The organism is Embleya sp. NPDC056575 (assembly GCF_042793325.1).
In the GTDB taxonomy this organism is placed as follows: Bacteria; Actinomycetota; Actinomycetes; order Streptomycetales; family Streptomycetaceae; genus Embleya.
On sequence record NZ_JBHTVA010000097.1, the window covers coordinates 15,730 to 35,886 of the forward strand.

Below are 20,157 nucleotides of genomic sequence, written 5' to 3' on the forward strand. Positions count from 1 at the left end.
AGCTGCCCCCACTGTGCGGGCTCGGGGTTCGCCCGGGCACCAAAGGAGCACCAACCGCATGATGGGACCGGCCCATTCGCTGTCCGGAGCCTGCGCCTGGATGGCCGTCGGAGCCGCCGCCGACGCCTACGGCCAACCGATGCCCTGGCCCGTCCTCGTGGTCGGCGGCCTGATCTGCGCCGGCGCCGCGCTCGGGCCCGACCTGGACCACAAGGCCGCCACCGTCTCCCGCTCCTTCGGGCCGATATCCATGGTCCTCTGCGGCGTGGTCGACGCCCTCGCGAGCGCCACCTACAAGGCCACCCGGATGAAAGGCGACCCCCGCCGCAACGGCGGCCACCGCACCCTCACCCACACCTGGGTCTGGGCCGGACTCGTCGGGCTCGCCGCATCGGCCATCTGCGCCTACGGCGGCCGGTGGGGCGTCCTGGGTGTGCTGTTCGTGCACATGGTCCTGGCCATCGAAGGACTCCTGTGGCGCGCCGCCCGCCTGCACAGCGACATCCTGGTCTGGCTGCTCGGCGGCACCAGCACCTGGATGCTCGTCGAAATCCTCAACCGCCCCGGCAACGGCTCCGATTGGTTCTTCACCGGGCCCGGCCAGGAATACTGGTGGGTCGGCCTCCCGATCGCTCTCGGCGCCCTCACCCACTGCGTCGGTGACGCGCTCACCGTGTCCGGGTGCCCGATACTGTGGCCCATCCCCATAGGCCGCAAGCGCTGGTACCCCCTCGGCCCCCCGAAGTCCATGCGCTTCCGCGCCGGCGCCAAGGTCGAAGTCAAGGTCCTGATGCCCCTGTTCATGGGCGCCGGCGGCCTCGGCGCGGTGGCCGCCCTCGGCTACCTGGGCTGACGACGCACCGACGTCACGCCGCCCCCAGCGCTTCGGTGGGCGCCAAGTGGGCCGCCCGCAGCGCCGGATAGAGCCCGGCACAGACGCCGACGACCAGGGTCGCGGCGAGGCCGCCGGCCATGGCCCAGGGAGGTACCACGGCGGGCCAGTGCCGGTACGTGCTGTATCCGACCGTCGCCGCGGAACCCAGGAGGATGCCGCCGGCGCCGCCGAGGATCGACAACAGCAGCGCCTCCGCGAGGAATTGCGTGCCGATGTGGCCACGGGTGGCACCGAGCGCGCGGCGCAGGCCGATCTCGGCGCGGCGTTCGAGGACGGAGATGACCATCGTGTTGGCCACACCGACGCCGCCGACGAGCAGCGCGACCGAACCCAGCCCGACCAGAAGGCCGTTGAGTGCGTCGTCGGCCGCCTCGCGGGCTGCCACGGCGTCGGAGGGGCGGGACACGTCCACCTCGTTCGGGTTGGCCGGATTTGCGGTGGCGCCCAGGACGGCGGCCACATCGGCGATCGACGCGTTGTCGGCGCGGGTGTAGACGGTGGTCGGGTTGCCGTCGAAGCCGAGGTCGCGCCGGGCCTCGGGCCAGCCGACGAGCGCGGCGGTGTCGAGTTCGCCGGCCAGCGGCGTCGGGGCCAGGATGCCGATCACGGTGAACCACCGTCGGCCGAGCCACACTTGCACGTCGGGCCCGGGGGCGCGGACGCCGAGTCGCGCGGCGGCGACCGGCCCCAGCACGACCGCGGGGTAGCCCTCGTTCGCCGAATTGAGCCAGATCCCGTGGGCGAGGGATGTGCCGACGGTCGCGGGTAGATCGAGGCGGGCCGCGTATACGCCGATGCCGCCGGATTCCTGCGGCGGGATGCGGTCGTTGCGGTAGACCTTGGCACCGGTCTTGCCGATGGCGGAGACCGCTTCGACCGGGCCGATGCGAGCGACCATGGCGACGGCGTCGGAGGGCAGACCGGCGGCGGCGCCGGTGGCGGTCTTCCCGGGCGCGGCGGTGAGCAGGTTGGTGCCGAGGGCGTCGAGGCGGCGGTCGAGGTTTTCGCGCCCCGACGCCGACACACCGACCACGGCGATCAGCGCCGCGACGCCGAGCGCGATGCCGAGCGCCGACAGCAGGACCCGGGTCGGGCGGTTGCGCAGTCCGGCGCCCCCGACGCGCAACACATCGGCGGCTTTCATGCGAGTCGGCCGAGGCTGCGACCGCGACTGCGACCGGCCTGCCGGTTGCCCACCGGGAACGCGAGCAAGGCGTGTTCGGCTCATCGAATGACCTCCACATCCGCCGCATCCACCACATCCGCCACCTCGTCGAGCACGATCCGGCCGTCCCGAAGCGCGATCCGGCGGGGCACCGCGGCGGCGATGTCCTGGTTGTGGGTGATGATCACCACGGTCGTCCCGTCGCGGTGGAGTTCGCGGAGCAGTTCCATGACGACTCGGCCGGAATGGGAGTCCAGGGCGCCGGTCGGTTCGTCCGCGAGCAGCAGTGGAGGATCGCCGAGCACGGCGCGGGCGATGGCCACCCGCTGCTTCTGTCCTCCGGACAGTTGGTGGGTGTGGTGCCCGACCCGGTCGGCCAATCCGACCCGGTTCAGCGCCCTTTCGGCGAGTTCACGGCGGCGTCGGCGAGCCACGCCCCGATACAGGAGGCCGTCGGCGACGGCGTCCAGAACCGGGCCCGGAGGCAGGTGGAACTGCTGGAAGACGAAGCCGATGGTGGTGGCACGGAGGGCCGACAGTCGGCGATCGGTGAGACTGTCCAGGTCGTGCCCGGCGATGCGCACCCGGCCGCGGCTGGGCCGGCTCAGCGTGCCCATGATGGTCAGGAGCGTGGACTTGCCGGACCCCGAGGGGCCGACCACCGCCACCAGTTCCCCGGGCACGACGGTGAGGTGCGTGGCGTCCAGGGCGGTGACGGTGCCGTAGTCCTTACGCGCGGCGACGAGTTCGACCAGTGGAGCGGGCGCGGTCATCGCGGCACCACCACGGCCAAGCCCTGGGCGATGTCGGGACCGGATACTTCGACGCGACCGTTGACGAACATGCCCAGCGTCACCGGACGGTAGTCCCCGGGGCTTCCGGGGGGTCCGGTCCCGACGACCTCGATCGCGTAGCCACCCTCACGCAGTGCCACCAGCGCGTTGATGGGAACCGCGAGAACGTTGGACCGGGTTTCGGCAACCAGGGTGACCTCCACCGGCGCGGCCTGGAAACGGCCCAGCTTGTCCTGCTGCGGGACGGCGAGGGCAACGGGGAGGGTGGCGTCCTGGGGCCGGCCCGAAGTCCCCTCGGCGGGGCGGCCATTGCCCGCACCGCCGGCTCCGGACGGGGCCGAGGCCGCGGTGCCGATGTCGGTGACCTGGGCCTCCACGGTGGTGCCGTCGGGCAGTTGGACCGTGGCCTTGGTGCCGGTTCGCACAAGGTCCTCGTACTGGACGCTCAGGTCCACGGCGACGGTGCGCTCGGTGCCGGTCCAGGTCAACACGGGACCCGGCGCGGCACGGCCGGGAGTTGCGGCGACCGTGGCGACGCGACGGGCGCCGGGGGCGACGACCGCCCGGCCGGGCCCGAGGACGCCGGTGTCGGGGATACCGAGATCCCGCTGCCACTTGCGCACGGCGTCGGCCGTTCCGGAGGTGTAGTGGTCGTCGACGGTGAAGCCGGTGTAGCCGAGAGCCGCGAGGTTGTCCTCGACGACTCGAACGTCCTGACCATCCATGTCCGCGGACAAATCCCGATACAACGGCGTCGAGCCGTACAGCAGCGGCACGGGCTGTTCGTCGACCGCGTACACCGGCTTGCCGCGCTCCACAACGGCCCCGGGAGCGGGCAACCAGGTCAGCCGCCCGCCGCCGGTCTGCCCATCCACGATCTGCCGATCAACCCTCCGCCCACCGACGGCCTGCCCGCCACCCGCCTGTCCGCCGCCCGTCGACCCACCGACCGTCTGCTCGTCACCGGCCGGGCCACCCCCCGTCTGCCCACCGCCTGTCGCCCCGCCCACCGTCTGGCCACCGGCCGTCGCCCCACCGCCTGTCGACCCACCGGCCGTCTGGCCACCGGCCGTCGCCCCACCACCAGCCGACCCACCGACCGTCTGGCCACCGGCCGTCGCTCCACCGCCTGTCGACCCACCGGCCGTCTGGCCACCGGCCGTCGCCCCACCACCAGCCGACCCACCGACCGTCTGATCACCGGCCGTCGCCCCACCACCAGCCGACCCACCGACCGTCCGACCACCCGCCGCTTGTTTGCCGCCCGTCTGTCCCCCGGCTGTTTGTCCACCAGCCGTCTGCCCACCGCCGGTCGAGCCACCGCCCGTCGGCCCACCCGCCGTCGGCCCGCCCGCCGAAGGGTGTTCGACCGACGTGGCGGCCCCATAGCCCAGCGTGCCCGGCACCGTCTGGGACCGGACCAGGGTCACCCGGTCGACGGTCGCCGTCGCGGGCCGCTCGGCGGCGGAGGGCCGGTCGTCCGTGGGCGCCGCGCCGATGACGCCCGTTGCGACGGCCCCCGCCGCGCCGACTCCGGCCACGATCGCGACCGCCACCATGCCTCCCCGGAGCCGGCGGTTCACTTCGCGCCTCCCACGGATGCGCCGGCCTGGCACTTCTGCATCGCGGCCGCGAACCCGGGCGCACCGGTCGGGAACGAACTCTTGTCGAACCCGTCCGGCCCCGGGTCGTTGAACGCGATCCCGGCATCACGCATGCACCGGGCCAGTTGCCGCATCGCCTCCAGCTGCTTCTCGGTCGGCTTCGAGCCGTTGGTGACGGACTGCGGGGCCTGGTCCCGGCACGCCTGCATGGCCTTGCGCACGGTCGGCGCGTCCGCGCCGCCCCTCAGGGGGCCGAGGTCGAGCTTGCCGGTGTTCGGATCGGGATCCTGGACCGGGACGCCGTTGTCGCGCATGCACTTGGCGAAGTCCCGGGCGCGGGCCGTGTCGTCCCGCCCGTCCCCGGCCCCGGGCGCGTCGGCGGAGCGCTTCGCGCCGCCGTCGGCACTGGCGACCTTCCGGCCCTCCTCGCCCCCGCCGCACGCGGCCGTGGCCAGCAGGAGCACCACAGTCACCGCGGCCACCGCTGCGCCCCGAACGCGCGGTGGGCGCCGCCCCGCCGGCGGTGTCGGGTCCGATATCGAATGGGTGGCGGCCGGTGCGGGCGTCAGGGATCGCATTGTCGGTGCTCCTCGTTCGGTGCCGCCGGCGGTTGTCGCCGGGCACGCAGGAGATCCTGTGCGTCGCGCCTCGGGATGGCCTCGGCCCCGACTCAAAGCAAGCCGGCAGTCGGCGAAGGCTCGGCCGGCCCCTCCGCGAGGGGGAGCAGAAGACGGAACACCGCGCCCTCCGCCGGCCCCGGAGCGGCCAGTTCGACCCGCCCGCCGTGGGCGGCGGCCACGGCGGCGACGATGGCCAGGCCGAGGCCGGCTCCACTGCCGCCGCCGGGCCCGGACCGACCGCGATACAGCCGATCGAAGACGTGGGGGGCGTGCTCGGCCGCAACTCCCGGCCCCGTATCGGCGACTTCGACGACCGCGACGGCCTCGTCCGGGGCGAGTTCGCATCCCGCGCCGGACACCGCCGCCACCTGCGCGGCGGGAGTCGCGACGCCCACCCGGATCCGGATGTGCGCGCCGTCCGGGGTGTGCCGCACCGCGTTGGCCAGCAGGTTGCCGATCGCCCGACGCAGCCGCGACTCGTCGCCGGCGACGACGGCCGGCACCAGGATCCGGCTGTCCTCGTCCAACGCGGCGAGCGTGAGCGGACGGTCGGGAGCGCTCACCCGCACCTCCGGAAGCAACTGCGCGGCGAGATCCAGCAGATCGACGGGACCGACGTCCAGGCGCGGGTGCTCGTCGAGCCGGGCGAGGTTCAGCAGGTCGTCGACGAACCTGCCCAGGCGGGCCGCCTCCGCCTCGATCCGGGCGAGGCCGTCGCCGGGCTGTCCGGTATCCCCTCGCTGCCGTCGTTCCAACTCGGCGAACCCGCGGATGCTGGTCAGCGGAGTCCGCAACTCGTGCGAGACGTCGGAGAGAAACCGGCGCAGGCGCTGTTCGGATTCACGACGGGCGGCGATCTCGCTGTCCACACGATCCAGCATGGTGTTCATGGCCAGCGCGAGCCGCCCCGGCTCGGTACGCGCGTCCGCGTCCGGTACCCGCCGGGCGAAGTCGCCCCCGGCGATCTGCCCGGCGACCACCTCCATCCGGGTCAGCGGGCGCAGCCCGGCGCGTACCGTCGCCCACGCGGCGACGGCGAGCACCGCGAGGGCGCCGAGCGTGACGACCACATCGATCCGCAACATGCGCCGATAGGTCGCCTCGACCGAATCCATCGACGTGGCCGCGACGATGAGTCGGGTACCGTCGCGGTCGGCCCGTACCCAAAGACGCCACGCGTCGCCGCCGTCGCGGTCCGGCACGGTGAACGCGCCCTGGCCGGCGTGCCGTTCGAGTTGCGTCCGGCTCGGCAGGCGGGGCGCGCCGACCGCCCCGTACGGGAGGTTTTGCCGGGAGTCGTCCGGTCCGATCAGGTAGATCCGCGTCTGGCTGCCGGACCAACCGCCGATGAACCCCTGAAAGCCGTTGTCGGCACGCCCGGCGCTCTCTTTCAACGCCTCGCCCAGGAGCTGGTCCTTGCCGGGCTTGTCCACGAACAACCCGCCGCCCACCGCCGACAACTGCCGGTCGACCCGTTCCACCAGGTATGCCCTGAGCAGCATCAATCCGGCGATGTTCGCGGCCAGGAGGGCGACCGTGGTCAGTGCGCAGACGATCACCGCGAGCCGCACCCGCAGGCTCCATCCGCGTACGCCGGCCGGCCGCGCCACCGCGCGGCGGACCGCTCCGCCGCGGCCCGTGCTCGTCACACGTCCTCCGGCGGGAGGCGCAGCGAGTAGCCGACCCCGCGCAGCGTATGCAGCAGCGGCGGCCCGTCCCGATCGATCTTCCTGCGCAGGTAGTAGATGTAGCTTTCGACGATCCGCCCGTCACCGCCGAAGTCGTAGCGCCATACCCGGTCGAGGATTTGCGCCTTGGTGAGCACGCGGCCCGCGTTCTCCATGAGGTAGCGCAGCAGCCGGAACTCGGTCGGCGACAGGTCGACCACCCGACCGGCACGCCGCACGATGTGGGTGGCGTCGCTCAGTTCGAGGTCGGCGAACCGCACCACCTCGTCCGCCGGCGCCTCGGAGCCGGCGCGGGTCCGCCGCAGGATGGCGCGGATTCGCAGCACCACCTCCTCCAGGCTGAAGGGTTTGGTGACATAGTCGTCGCCCCCCGCGGCCAGGCCGGCGATCCGGTCCTCGACGGCATCGCGCGCCGTCAGGAACAGCACCGGGACGTCGTGCCCATCGGCGCGGAGCCGGCGCGCCACCGCCACACCGTCGAGATCACCGAGCGTGATGTCGAGCACCACCAGGTCCGGCGTGGCGGCGGACACGGCGGCCAGCGCCGCCCGCCCGTCACCGGCCACCCGGACGTCGAACCCGATCAGCCGCAGGGTTTGGGCCAGCAGGTCCCGAATATTCGGCTCGTCATCGACAACCAGAACAGACGCAGTCACGGCTCATGTGTAACGCGACAACCTCAAAGAAGCCTCAAAGCCCCCGCCCACACCACCATCCACCGCGCCATCGTCGCCGACGCGTCGCTCGGGTATCGACCACCGGACCCAACCTCCCCCGCCGGCCCGTGCAATGCTGAACGCTGCCCGCAACTTTCAGAGGAGGCCCGATGATCGACCGACTCCACCGATGGACCTGCTACTGGATCGAACTCCTCCAGCGCCACGACACGACTCCGGAGAACACCGGATCCTGAGACGAACACCGGTTCCGAACCGGCGAACCCGCCGGCGAATCGATCCGCCCCGCCGTGGGCCGCTCCGCCGGTACACCCTGACAGCGGCCCACGGGCGGCGACTCAATACCCCGCCGGCGCCGGCCACCGCCGTTCCACCCCGGCGGCGTCCAACTCGGCCGCGAACTCGGGGAACAGCGACGGGTCTTCGCGCACCGACCGCGGCTCGACGCCCCGCCGCAGGCAGTATGCCGCCAGCCGGCCGGCCACCTCGCCCACGTTCCACTCCACCGGGTGCAGCCGGTAGCACCCGTTCGAGATGTGCGTCGAGCCGATGTTCTTGCCCGCCGGCAGCAGATTCCGCATCCGGATCGGCAGCAGCGCGCCCAGGGGGATCTCGAACGGCACGCCGGCCACGTCGATGTAGTTGTCGCCGCCGGTCGACGGATGCAGGTCGATCCGGTACGCGCCCACCCCCACCGAGTCCGGGAAGTGGTGGATGGTGTCCTCGCCCAGGATGTCCCGGGACACGTGATGCTCCGTCACCGTGGTCACCGCGCGGATCCGGCGCGACTCGCGCACGTACGCCGACTTGGCCAACCCGTCGGCGGTGCCCACCACATCGTGCCGCAGCCGCAGTCCGGGATACCCCCGGCCGCCGTCCGGACGCGGTGCCTCGGTCTGGAGCCAGTACAGCACCGACAACGACAACTGCTTCGCCTCGCGGTGCGCGGCGGCGGCCTCGTCGGCGCCGACCTCGATGATCGGCCGCAACCAGTAGTCGTTCAGCGGCCAGTTCACGAGCGTGATGTCCGAGTCGATCGCGCCCGGCTCGAACAGCCCCTTGGCCAGGATGCGTCGGAACAACCACAGGTCGTCGCTGCCCGCGTTGGCGCTCTGGTCGGCGGTGATCGCCAGCGGATCGCCGGCCGGGCTCGGATCGAACGTCCGGGCCTCGGGCTTCAACGTGCGCGGATCCGGCGCGAGGAAGCCCAGCAGCGGCCCCGGCCAGAAGTCCGGCCGATACGAACGCCAGAAGTCGTAGTCGGCGGGCCGGTCGATCACGTGGTTCTCGCCCTCGTGGTGCGAGATCGCGAAGCAGTAGGTGATGCCCTGCATGTTCAGCGGCTGGTACTCGGCGGGCGCGCTCGGTTCGCCGTACTCCTCCCGGGACTCGGCGCCCGTCACGTACTCCGCCTTCGCCAGCGGCAACAACTCGCCGGTCTCGGTGGCGTCCAGGACGTAGTCCGCCGTGACGGTGTGCGACTCCTCGGTCCGCAGGCCCCACAGGGTCACCCCGGACACCCGGTCGCCCTCGGTGAACACCTCGGCGGGCACGTGCTCCAGGAGAACGCGCAACCGCCCGGACGCCAGATGCGGAGCCAACATCGCCTGCAACACGGCCAGGGCCACGCGCGGTTCGTGGCAGAGCTTGCTCACATAGCCGGCTCCCGGGTTGAGGTCGCGCCGCCGCGCCGCCGCGCCGGTCAGCGGATACCAGGTCCGGTAGTGGTCGCGGATCGCGGTGCGCAGTTCGCGATAGGTCGCGGTGGCGCCGTAGCTCTCGATCCAGGGATGCTCGTCCGGCGGCACGGCCTGCGCGGTGAGTTGACCGCCGATCCAGTCGGTCTCCTCGGTGAGCACGACCTCGCGACCCGCACGGCACGCGGCCAACGCGGCGGCGACTCCCCCGAGTCCACCGCCGACGACGAGTATCTCGGTATTGATTTCGGACATGGTGCAGCCCTCCGTGAACGGAATCGAATAAGCACGTGCAACGCCGAACAGGGCGCACCGACATGGCCGTTCGGCCGAACGGCGCACACCCGAGGCGGCGACGGACTCAGCGCACCCGGGCGGCCGTACGCCCGATCTCCAGCGCACAGCTCATCAACTGATGCCTGGGCAGCGCGTCGTTGTCCCCGTCCCCCGCGATCAACCCGGTGAGCAACCGCACCGCCGCCGCGCCCATCTCCCGGCGCGGCACTACGAATCCGGTCAGCGCCGGCGGTCCCTGCTCGGTGTATTCGGGGGCGCCGAGGGTGGCCAGGGACAGGTCGTCGGGGAAGCGGTATCCCGCTTCCGAGGCGGCGGCCAGCAGCGCCCGATGCGCCGCGTCGGTGTCGGTGGCCTCGGTGACGATCGCGGTCACGCCCCGCTCGTACCAGCCACGCAGCCGATCGGTGGTCAGATCGGAGCCGTCCGTACGGACCACGGCGCCCTCGTCGAGCGCGAGTCCGCACTCGGCCATCCCGCGCCGAAAGCCCGCCTCGCGGTCCACGGCGCTGATCGCGTCGTCGAGTTCGCGCACGTACAGGATGTCCCGGTGGCCCAGCTCGGCCAGGTGACGCACGACCTCCGCCGTCGCCGTCACGTAGTCCGCGCCGACATACGGCAGCCGGTCGCCGAAGTCGTCGTGTCGGCCGAGGTAGACCACCGGCAGATCGGTGGCCAGGAGCCGGTCCATCTCCCGGATCGGCAGATGCCGACCCATGAACAGGCAGCCGTCGGCCAGCCGGACCCGGTTCAGCACCTCGGCGTGCGGCCGTTCGCCGGTCACGCTGGAGGCGATGAACATCAGCAGGTCGTATCCCTGGATCGCGGACTCCTGCTCGATGCCGACCAGGAACGGGTGGTAGGCGTGCGACATTTCGGTGGGGAAGGTCGCGGTGAACGTGTACAGCCCGAGCAGGTTGTTCTGTCCCGCGGCCAGTCGCTTCGCTATCGGGTCGGGCACGTAGCCGAGTTGCTCGGCGGCGGCCATCACCTTGCGCCGGGTCTCGTCGGCGATGCCCACCGCCGCCGAGCCGCCGCTGAGGATCAGGGACACCGTCGGCTGCGAGACGCCGGCCAGGCGGGCGATGTCCGCTTGGCGGGGCCGGTTCGTCCGCGAACCGGCCGGCCGCCCGGGCCCGCCGCTCGGCTTCATGTCATCCTCCAAGTGCCCGGCGGCAACGGCCGCCTAATACGCATCAGATCAAGATGGAAATCGAGTATATCCAGTAACGGTGGGTGATTCACGGAGCTTCCAACCCACCGTCGGGGCGCCGCACGCGGGCCGCCCAACGCTCGTGCAGGTGGGTCTGCGGCGGGTACTTCGCCGCCTGAACCTCGTCCAGATCGACACCCCAGCCGGGCCGGTCCGAGGGGACGAGATAGCCGTCCACCGTGCGTGGCGTGCCGGGGAAGACCTCGTGCACCCGTTCGGGGTATACGTGTTGCTCCTGGATGCCGAACGCGGGACTGGTCACGTCCAGCGTCAGGTTGACCGCCGCGCCGACGGGCGACACGTCCGGCGGCCCGTGCCAGGCGGTGCGGACCCCGGTCAGCTCGCACAGCGTGGCCAGCTTGCGAGCCGGGGTCAGTCCGCCCACGGCCGAGACGTGCACCCGCAGATAGTCGACGCCGGAGGAGGTGACCAGGCGGGTGGCGTCGGTCATCGAGGTCACCAACTCGCCGGAGGCGATCGGCATCGGCGCCGCGGCGCGCACCTCCGGCAGCCGGTCGAAGTGCTCCGGCGCGAGCGGGTCCTCCAGGAAGAACAGCCGGTACGGCTCCAGCGACCGGGCCAGCCCCACGGCCTCTTTGGGGGTGAGCCGGTTGTGCGCGTCGTGCAACAGGCCGAGTTCGTCGCCCAATACCTCCCGGGCTCGCTCGAACAGGCGCGGCGTGGTGCGGAGATAGTGGCCGACATCCCACCCGTCCGGGTACGGGCTGCCGGGATGACCGCCCGGCGTGCCCTCGGCGCCGTACGTACCCAGCCCCGGGCCACCGCACTGCAACCGCACGTGCCGGTAGCCCTGTTCGGCCAACGCCGCGGCCCGCTCGATCGACTCCTCGACGCCGCCGCCCCGGGCACCGGTGTACACCGCCGCGCCGCCGCGCACCCGACCGCCGAGCAGTTCGTACACCGGCACACCCAACCGTTTGCCGGCGATGTCCCACAACGCCTGGTCGATGCCGGACAGCGCGTTGTTGTGGACGGGGCCGCCGCGCCAGTAGGACGAGAAGTGCAGCAGTCGAAAGATGTCCTCGATGTCGGCCGGATGCCGACCGACAACCATCGGCCCCAGATGTTGCTCGACCGCCGCGGTCACCGCGTGGAAGCGCTGGGTGAAGGTGGCACAGCCGAGCCCGTACAGCCCGGGTTCCGAGGTATCGACCCGCACCACCACGAGCGGCACGCCACCGGGCGCGGTCACGATGGCCCGCACCGAGGTGATCCGCAGCGAGTCCCGCGCGGGCCACGGGGCCTGGGTCTCCGCCATGGGAGCCATCGGGGTTGGGGCCGGATTCGGGACCGGCCTGCGCGCGTCAGTCATGGGCGTCGCTCCTGTGCAAGGGGGTTCGAACGAGAATCAGCGCTCGTTTCTCGCGCCTCACCCCGCCCTTCGACCGGATAGGGATACCGCGCCGTGAAGCCCAACACCGCCCGGGCCGGAGCCAGGTCGATCGGCACCGCATGCCCCGGAAAGTCCACCCGGCACGGCACATCCGGCAGGTGGGCGGCCAACAACTCCCGCGTCGGCGTGGCCGACAGCGTGTCCGGCGCCGCGACGAACAACACCGACGCGCCCGCCACTTCCCGCCCCGTCAGCCCCATCACGCAGGCCCGAGCGGCGTCGCGCAGATCGAGGTAGCTCCACACCTCCGCCGCCCCACTCGCCGGATCCCGCGCCAACCGCGCGGCGTGCGCGGCGAGTCGGTCACGGTCGCCGAGGAACGGAAAGCGCAGCGCCGCCACGACCATCCCGTACCGCCGACACATCATCGCGGCGGTGGCCTCGTCGACCTGCTTGGACAGCGCGTACGGGTCCTCGATCCGCGACGGCAACGCCGTATCGAGCGGCAGGTAGGCCGGTCGCGGCCGGGGCGTGGACCGGGCGAACGGCAGTCCGGTGATCGACAGACTGCTCGCCAGCACCGCCCGCCCCACCCCCGCGCGCCCGGCCTCGTTCAGGACCACGAACGTGGCCTGCGTATTCGTTCCGAACACCACCTCCGGCGCCGCGACCTCGGGCGAGGCCAGCGCGGCGAGGTGAATCACCGCGTCGACCCCGTCGAGCGCATCGGCCACCGCCCCCGGATCCCGGGCGTCACCGACGACGACCCGATCCACCGCCAACCCCGGTGCCTCCTCGACCACGAGCGCGGTGACCGCCACCCCACGAGCGGCCAACTCGCCCAGCACGGCGCCACCGAGCCGCCCGGCCGCACCGGTGACCAGCACACGACCCACCGAATCCCCCATTGCCGTCCTCACTTCAGCCCCGTGAACGCGATGCCGCGCACGATCTGCCGCTGGAAGACCAGGAACACCACCACCGGCGGGATGATCGCGATCAGCATGCCCGCGATCAGCAGGCTCTGGTTCGAGGTGTCGGCCAGCCTCGGCAACGCCACCGCCAGCGGCTGCTTTTCCGTGTCGGTGATGGCGATCATCGGCCACAGGAAGTCCTTCCAGGCGTTCATCACCGCGAGCAGCGACACCACGGCCAGGATCGGCCGGGACATCGGCAGCACGATGCGGGTCAGGATCCGCCACGGACCGGCGCCGTCCAGGCGGGCCGCCTCGAGGAGTTCCTTCGGAATGCCGTCGAAGAACTGCTTCATCAGCAGCACGTTGAACGCGTGCGCGCCCGCCGGCAGCCACACCGCCATCGGCGTGTTGGCGATCGAGCCGCCCGTGAGCGGCAGGTCCTGGATGGTCAGGTAGAGCGAGACCATCGACACCGTGCCCGGCAGGAACAGCGTGGCCAGCACCGCCGCATACACATACTTGCCGTAGAACGGCCGCAGCACGGACAGCGCATAGGCCCCGGTCACCGCGACGAACAACTGCACGAACCACGAACCGCCCACCAGCACCACGGTGTTGGTCAGGTAGCGGCCCAGATCCAGACTCGTCCACGCGGTCGAGATGTTCGACCAGTGCGCCTCCTCGGGCCACAGCGCCAACGGATGCCGCAGCGAGTCCTGGGTCGAGGAGATCGAACCCTTGAACACCCAATAGATCGGACCGGCGCCCTCGATGATCAGGGCCGCGATCAACAACAGTTGGGTGGTCCCGAGTCCGAACCGGGTGATCGGCCGTCGGCGTTCGGCCTCGGACATCACGCCCCTGCCGCCGGCACCGGTACTCATTTCGTCCCCCACGCGCGGGTGAGCCGCAGATAGATCGCCGACAGGACCGCGAGCACGGCGGCCAGACTCACGCTCAGCGCCGCCGCCGCGCCGTAGTCGCCGCTGACGAACGCGTAGCGGTAGATGAGGAGAAGCACGGTGACCGTGGAGTCCTCGGGCCCGCCGTCCGTCAGCACGAACGGCTCGGTGAACACCTGGAAGGTGTTGATCACCTGGAGCAGCATCATGATCAGCAACACCGGGCGCATGTGCGGCAACGTGACGTGCCACAACCGTCGTCGTACCGAGGCGCCGTCGAGTTCGGCGGCCTCGTACAACTCGGTCGGCACACTCGCCAACGCCGCGAGGTAGATCAGCACCGCGCCGCCCGCGCCCGCCCAGGTCGCCTCCACCACCAGGCTCGCCATCGCCGTGTCGGCGGACTGCAACCACGGGTACGGGCCCAGGCCGACCTTGCCCAACATCTCGTTGAACAGGCCCGAGTCCGGGTCGTAGAACCACTTCCACATCAGCACCGCCACCACCGGCGGCACCGCCACCGGCAGATACACCAGCACCCGCATCAGGCCGGCACCGCGCCGCAGTTCGGACATCAGCACGGCCAGGAACAGCGGCAGCGGGAAGCCGATCAGCAGGGCCAGGCCGGTGAACACGAGGGTGTTCACGACCGCCTTGCCCAACAGCGGGTCGTCCAGCAGGGTTTGGTAGTTGTCGAACCCGACCCAGGTGGCCGGTTCGACCAGGTTCGTCTGCTGGAAGCTCAGCAGCAGGCTACGGATGATCGGCCACCACGAGAACAGGCCGAACACCAACACCGTCGGCAACAGGAAGAGCACCGGCACCAGATGCCGGGCGCCCCCGCGCCACCGCGCGATCCGGGCCCCGGGCCCGCTCGGACGAACCGCCGCCGACGCCACGACCGGGACGCTCTGCCGGGAGATGGTCGGCGTACTCACGACGGCCCCTCGACTTCGCACCGCCCGCGCCCGCTCACGGTGCCTGCGCCTTCTCGACGACCGGCCCGAGTCGATCCGCCACCTTGGCCAACTCGGCCCGCGGGTCGGCGTCCTTGCGGGTCAGCACGGCCTGTACGGCCGTGTCCAGCGCGCCGTACAACTCCTGTGCGGCGACCGGGGGTTCGACCTGATATTCGAGCTTGCCGACGCCGGCGACGTACGGCGCGAAGTTCCCGGTCGGGATGTTCGCGTGCCTGCCGATCGCGACGTTCACCGGATCGGACACCGCCGCCGAGTAGAACGGCAGCGTGGGCAGCCCGACCGCGAGCTTGTCCGCCGCCTGGGCGACCGCCTGTTCCTCGGCCGCGGCCGGGTCGTAGGCGGGCTTGAGGTAGAAGTAGTCGATCCACTTCACCGCCGCGGTCCGCTGCGCCGGCGTGGCCTTGGCGCTGACCACGGCCATCAGGCCGCCGAGCAGCGTGGACCGGCCGCCGTTCTGCTGCGGCAGCGCGGCCATGCCGAAGTCGGCGGGCTTGCCGGAGTATTGGGTGATGTAGCGGTTGTAGCTGTTGACCGTGCTGATCATCATGCCGATCTTGCCCGCGGCGAAGTCCCGTTCGGCGTCCTGCTGGGTACGCAGGTGGTTGTTGCCCATCGAGTCGTCCTGCCAGCGCATCGCGGCCAGTTGCCCGAGCGCCTTCTCCGCCGGACCGTCGAGCAGGGCCGGCACATACCTGTCGCCGACCTTCTTCTCCATCGAACCGCCGAAGCCGTAGGTCATCGCGGTCAGGATCCAGCCGCCGGTGTTCTTGACGGTCATCTGCGTGTAGCCGGTGGCGCCCGTGTCGGAGATCTTTTTCGCGGCGGTGCGAACCTCGTCCCAGGTGGTCGGCGGCTTGTCCGGATCCAGACCGGCCTTCGTGAACAGGTCGCGGTTGTACACCAGTCCGAGCGCGTACTCGGTGACCGGCAGCCCGAAGACGCGTCCGTCGGCGGCGGTGGCCGGGGCCAGTGCGCGCGGGTCCAGGTCGCCCGCGTGCGGCAACGCCTCGAGTTCGGCTCCGAGATCGGCGATCTGCTTGCGGGCGATCAGGCCGGGGGGCTCGGTCAGCGGAACGGTCAACACGGTCTCGGCGTTGCCGCCGGCCAATCGGGCGGCGAACGTGCGCGCGTCCCACTGGGTGTCGGTGGGCTTGACCTTGATCTTCGGGTTGGCCTTCTCGAACGCCGCGACGGCGTCCAGGAATTGTTGCCGCGTCTTGGGCGACGTGGTCGCCGGCATGCCCGCGACGGTGATCGTGGTTTTGCCGGAGGAACCGGCGCCGGACGATCCGGACGAGCCGGACGAACAACCGGCGGTGCCGGCGACGAGGGCCAGCGCGAGCGCTCCGCCTCCCGCCACCACCCGCCGACGTCGACGCCGGAGCGTACTGACCGGAACTGACTCGGTCACGGGTACCTCCCTGGGTCCTGACAATGCCCGCTCCGGGTGTGCTCCGGAGCCGATGGGGTCGTATCTAATTCGCATTAGGAGGAGGTGTCAAGGGGGTTGCGGGCAGGTTGCCCGACCCGGCGAATCAGACATACGACGGTCTTGACGCGGCCGGTGGATCGGGGTACACATTCGCTCTAATCCGCATTAGGTCGGGGTCATCGCCCACGACCGTCCCTACCACCACCGCTGCCGTCGCGGCCGTCGCGGCTGCCGTCGCGGCCACCATCGCCATGCCTCGGCCACGCCCGCCGCCGCTCCGGGTGCTTCCGCCGCCCGCCCTCGTCGCTCGGGAAAGGGATCCATGTCCGCCGACCAACACAGCCCCGAATCACCCGACGCCACACCGGACCACCCCGCCCACACCCCCCGCCCCGGCCTGCACCGACGCGGCTTCCTCACCGGCGCCGTGGCGACCGGCGTGGCGGGCGTGGCCGGAGCGGCCGGAATCGCCGGCGCGGCGACACCCGCCCCCACCGACGCGACGACGACCACCCCCGTCACCATCTCCGCCCCCGGCATCTCGCTGACCGCCGGCCTCGACGGACAGATCTCGGTCCGCGACGGCGCCGGCACCGAACGCGTCCGGCTGACCAGGTTCATGACCAAGGACACCGTCGCCGGCCTGCAACCCACGACCGGCGGCACCCCGTCCCGGATCACCCTCCCGGACGGCCGAGCGGCGATCCGGGTCGACTACACGTTGGCCGCCGGCGCGAACGGCATCACCGTCCGGGCCGTCCTCGACGTCACCCCGAACCGCGCACATCTGCGCTGGGAGGTCGGCGGCTCGACCACGCTCGTCCCGGCCGGGTTCATGTTCGGCCGTACGGTGCTCGCCCCCACCGCACCGGAGGCCTTCGTCGCGCTCACCGCCTGGAACCGGGACGCGGGCGGCGGCATCCCGTACGAAACCAACACGGGCGTGGTCTACCAGGAGACATGGGCCGACACCAACGCCTACTTCCGCCTTGCCGGCACCACCCCGACCTGGACCAACGCCACCTGGATCCACGCCCCGGGCACCGTCACCCCCACCGGCGCGGTGACCGAGGCCGACCTCGTACTCGGCGCGATGCGCCCGGCGGCGGCCGGCACCACCGGCTCGGGCCGGCCGCTCGGCGTCGAGGTGTGGACCGACCGCCCGTTCTCACTGTGGGACCAGGGCGGCGTACCGATGCCGCTGCACGCGGAGGTGGCCAACGGCGGCACCACCGCCCGAGCGGTACAACTCTCCTGGTGGGCAAGGGACTTCGACGGAGCGGTACTGGGCAGCGGCACGGTCTCGGGCACGGTCGCCGCCGGCGCGACCTGGACGCGGACCTTCACCGTCACCGCACCGGCACACGGCATCGTGTTCACCGAGGTGCGCGCGACCTCGGGCCCGGACGAGGCGTTCGCCCGCACCAACCTCACGGTATTGCCGCCGTTCGACTACCAGGCGGGCGCCGACAGCATGTTCGGCATCGCCAACTACCCGTGGCTGCTCCAACCGTCCACGCCAGCCGTGCTGGACCTGATGCACCGCATCGGCATCAAGCGGGTGCGCATCTCCTACGACGGCGGCCCCGGCCTGCCACCCGCCACCCTCGACGCGGCCGGCCTGGCCCACAACATCGAACTGGCCGGCATCCCGCTCGGCGGCACCACCGCCCAGATCGCCGCGTGGGCGGACACCAACTCCGCCAAGGCGATCGGGGCGAACGCGGACTGGTTCGAGGTCGCCAACGAGATCAACAAGCCGTGGATGAGCGGCCAGACGGCCGCCGCCTACGTGCGCGACGGACTGCACCCGGTACGCGACCGGCTGACCGCGGCGGGGGCGCCGACGAAGGTGCTCAACGCGGGACTCGCCGGGATGGACTACGTCTGGACGGAGAACTTCCGCAACGCCGGCGGCTGGGACCTGATCGACGGGTTCGCCTTCCACCCGGGCCGGGGCAACTTCACCCCCGACTACGCCCCGGCGCCGGCCGACTGGACGATGGGCGACAACGGCACGTATTGGAACTTCCTCGGCGGACTGCGCAAGGCCCGCGAGGTGATCGCCGCGTACGGCCCGAAGGAGCTGTGGCTGACCGAGGCGTACGCGTGCACCAAGCCGAACAGCTGGTGGCACGACACCTACCGGCACGCCGCCGAGAACGTATTGCTCACCCTCGCGCTGGCCAAGGCCGAGGGCGTGCGGTGCGTGAACTGGTACCAGCTGCACGACAGCGTCCTGGGCAAGCCGCAGTGGGCCGACCCGGCGAACTCCGAGTACCACTACGGCCTGATGCACCGCGACCTCGGCGCCAAGCCGTCCATGCTGGCCTACGCCACCGCCGCCCGCGTACTGGACCGGGCCACGTTCGTCCGATGGTTGACCCCGGCCGACCCGGACCTCAAGGGCCTGCTGTTCGACTCCCCCGACGGCCCGATCTCGATCCTGTGGAGCCGAAAGGACGGCTACGTCCTCAACGCGGCCCACCCCACCGACTCCGGCTGGTTCGCCGCCCCCGAACCGTGGGTGGACCCGTGGCCGACCAAGACGACCCTGTCGGTGCAGGCGGCCGGCACGACGGTCCGCGAGGTCGACTGCATCGGCCGGGAGCGCACCCTGACGGTGACGGGGGGCCGGGTGGGCGTACGCCTGGACGGCGCGCCACGGATCTACCACGGCCTGACGTCGACGCCGGAGGCGACCGCGTAGGGACGGGCGGGTGGGGACGGGTGGGACGGCGGCGCGTGGATGTACGCGTGCCGCCGTCCCGGTCGGCCGCTCGGCTCGGCTGGTCCGTTCAGCTGTACAGCAGCGTCGGGCTCAGCGGTGCGCGTGCGACGCAGTACCAACCGGGCCACCCCGGGAAGAGCACCCGCAGACTCCAGTTGGAGGGCGAGGGCGGCGGACCCGAGATCACGTCCGCCAGCGGTTGGCCGACCCCGATGGTGCCGCTGACCTTGGGAATGGCCCCCAGGTTGAACACGGGCGCACCACCCGGATACGGCGGATTGACGGCACCGTCGTAGACAACGCCACCGCTGGGGCCATTGAAGATCGCGGTGGTGTTGATGGAGTTGGCCGGGAACCCGGCCGAAATCGGCGGAGCAGAGATGGTCACCTTCAATTGCCCGCCACCGGTGACATAGGTCACTTTGGCGGGAAACGCACGACCCCTGGCATCCACACAGTCGTAAGGGGCCGTCGAGGGCCCGCCCGCAGAGGCGGACCCGACGAACGTGGTCACGGCAGCCAGTGCACCGGCACTGGCGAGCGCAGCGATCTTCACGCGCTTTGGCATGGCTGACTCCCGGGGTTTCTGGGCTGGACCCGAACCGTACGAAGGAGCAGAAGCACTGCGAACCAATTCCACACAGGGCGCGAACCAAGTAGAGCAACCCACACCCATCCTGACAAGCACCCAAACCCATTGGCGTGATCCGTCAAGTCCCCCCGAAACACCGGCAGTTGCCCCACAGCCCCCACCAAGCCGACCCGGACCCCCAAGCCGCCCGAGCGCCAACGCAGGACAGCCGACCAGCCCAAGACCCGAGTCACCCGCCGACCAAGGCAGAACAGCAGCCCAGCCGGAGCACCCAACAGAAGGCGCAAGGCGAGACCGAACGCCGGCAACATCGCGAAGGGGACGGGCAAGCAAGGCAAGACGCCGGGAACACATCGCGAGCGGAGCAGGACGCCAGGGTCGGCGGGCGAACGGGGCGACACGCCGGGGTCGGCGGACGAACGGTCGGCGGACGAACGGGGTGGGTTGGCCAAGTCGTGAGCCGAGCGGGTCGGGGCGCCCGAGTCGCACGGTGAGGCCGGGGCGGGGCGGAGTCGTGTTCGCGGCGTTGCTTCTTGTTGGGCGCTTCGCGCCGGCTCGCGAGGCACCACTTTTCTGCTCCCCCGCTTCGCTCCTCCGCAGAA

17 protein-coding genes are annotated in these 20,157 nt (G+C 71.4%); 2 read left to right on the forward strand and 15 right to left on the reverse strand.

The window, feature by feature from the left end:
- The first annotated feature begins 58 nt into the window (after window positions 1-58).
- Window positions 59-853 carry a metal-dependent hydrolase gene (locus ACFRCG_RS43860; protein WP_380042250.1) on the forward strand — a complete coding sequence of 265 codons (795 nt, stop codon included), beginning with the start codon at window positions 59-61 and terminating at the stop codon, window positions 851-853.
- Window positions 854-866: 13 nt separating this feature from the next.
- On the opposite strand, the gene ACFRCG_RS43865 is transcribed toward ACFRCG_RS43860, so the two are convergent.
- From ACFRCG_RS43865 to ACFRCG_RS43930, 14 genes are all read right to left on the reverse strand, one after another.
- Window positions 867-2,039 carry an ABC transporter permease gene (locus ACFRCG_RS43865; protein ID WP_380042251.1) on the reverse strand — a complete coding sequence of 391 codons (1,173 nt, stop codon included), beginning with the start codon at window positions 2,037-2,039 and terminating at the stop codon, window positions 867-869.
- An 80-nt stretch (window positions 2,040-2,119) separates the two neighbouring features.
- A complete protein-coding gene (locus tag ACFRCG_RS43870; protein WP_380042252.1) occupies window positions 2,120-2,833 on the reverse strand; it encodes an ABC transporter ATP-binding protein in 714 nt (237 codons plus the stop codon).
- Window positions 2,830-3,729 carry a peptidoglycan-binding protein gene (locus ACFRCG_RS43875; protein ID WP_380042253.1) on the reverse strand — a complete coding sequence of 300 codons (900 nt, stop codon included), beginning with the start codon at window positions 3,727-3,729 and terminating at the stop codon, window positions 2,830-2,832. The genes ACFRCG_RS43870 and ACFRCG_RS43875 overlap by 4 nt, the downstream gene beginning before the upstream one ends.
- Complete coding sequence (locus ACFRCG_RS43880) at window positions 3,699-4,241, reverse strand: histone H1-like repetitive region-containing protein (RefSeq protein ID WP_380042254.1); 543 nt, start codon at window positions 4,239-4,241, stop codon at window positions 3,699-3,701. The genes ACFRCG_RS43875 and ACFRCG_RS43880 overlap by 31 nt, the downstream gene beginning before the upstream one ends.
- A 192-nt stretch (window positions 4,242-4,433) precedes the next feature.
- A complete protein-coding gene (locus tag ACFRCG_RS43885) occupies window positions 4,434-4,931 on the reverse strand; it encodes a hypothetical protein (protein ID WP_380042255.1) in 498 nt (165 codons plus the stop codon).
- 197 nt (window positions 4,932-5,128) lie between these two features.
- Window positions 5,129-6,727, reverse strand: coding sequence for an ATP-binding protein (locus tag ACFRCG_RS43890; RefSeq protein WP_380042256.1), 1,599 nt, complete (start codon window positions 6,725-6,727; stop codon window positions 5,129-5,131).
- Complete coding sequence (locus ACFRCG_RS43895; RefSeq protein ID WP_380042257.1) at window positions 6,724-7,422, reverse strand: response regulator transcription factor; 699 nt, start codon at window positions 7,420-7,422, stop codon at window positions 6,724-6,726. Before ACFRCG_RS43895 ends, ACFRCG_RS43890 begins: the two co-directional genes overlap by 4 nt.
- A gap of 359 nt (window positions 7,423-7,781) precedes the next feature.
- The gene (locus tag ACFRCG_RS43900) at window positions 7,782-9,395 is read right to left on the reverse strand and encodes an FAD-dependent oxidoreductase (RefSeq protein WP_380042258.1); all 1,614 of its coding nucleotides are present in this window, start codon (window positions 9,393-9,395) and stop codon (window positions 7,782-7,784) included.
- Window positions 9,396-9,501: 106 nt separating this feature from the next.
- Window positions 9,502-10,587, reverse strand: coding sequence for a LacI family DNA-binding transcriptional regulator (locus ACFRCG_RS43905; protein ID WP_380042259.1), 1,086 nt, complete (start codon window positions 10,585-10,587; stop codon window positions 9,502-9,504).
- 88 nt (window positions 10,588-10,675) lie between these two features.
- A complete protein-coding gene (locus ACFRCG_RS43910) occupies window positions 10,676-11,926 on the reverse strand; it encodes an enolase C-terminal domain-like protein (RefSeq protein ID WP_380042260.1) in 1,251 nt (416 codons plus the stop codon).
- A gap of 50 nt (window positions 11,927-11,976) precedes the next feature.
- Entirely contained in the window at window positions 11,977-12,909 is a 933-nt protein-coding gene (locus tag ACFRCG_RS43915) for an NAD-dependent epimerase/dehydratase family protein (protein ID WP_380042261.1), read from the reverse strand.
- 8 nt (window positions 12,910-12,917) lie between these two features.
- Complete coding sequence (locus tag ACFRCG_RS43920; protein ID WP_380042262.1) at window positions 12,918-13,802, reverse strand: carbohydrate ABC transporter permease; 885 nt, start codon at window positions 13,800-13,802, stop codon at window positions 12,918-12,920.
- Window positions 13,799-14,758: a carbohydrate ABC transporter permease gene (locus tag ACFRCG_RS43925; protein ID WP_380042263.1), complete on the reverse strand. Its 960-nt coding sequence runs from the start codon at window positions 14,756-14,758 to the stop codon at window positions 13,799-13,801. Before ACFRCG_RS43925 ends, ACFRCG_RS43920 begins: the two co-directional genes overlap by 4 nt.
- Window positions 14,759-14,792: 34 nt before the next feature.
- Window positions 14,793-16,211 carry an ABC transporter substrate-binding protein gene (locus ACFRCG_RS43930; protein ID WP_380042264.1) on the reverse strand — a complete coding sequence of 473 codons (1,419 nt, stop codon included), beginning with the start codon at window positions 16,209-16,211 and terminating at the stop codon, window positions 14,793-14,795.
- 343 nt (window positions 16,212-16,554) lie between these two features.
- Between ACFRCG_RS43930 and ACFRCG_RS43935 the strand changes: the two genes are divergently transcribed.
- Window positions 16,555-18,942, forward strand: a complete 2,388-nt coding sequence (locus ACFRCG_RS43935) for a hypothetical protein (RefSeq protein ID WP_380042265.1) — start codon at window positions 16,555-16,557, stop codon at window positions 18,940-18,942.
- Window positions 18,943-19,030: 88 nt separating this feature from the next.
- Here the strand turns inward: ACFRCG_RS43935 and ACFRCG_RS43940 are convergent, their stop codons facing one another.
- Window positions 19,031-19,531, reverse strand: coding sequence for a hypothetical protein (locus ACFRCG_RS43940; RefSeq protein ID WP_380042266.1), 501 nt, complete (start codon window positions 19,529-19,531; stop codon window positions 19,031-19,033).
- Between the last annotated feature and the right edge of the window lie 626 nt (window positions 19,532-20,157).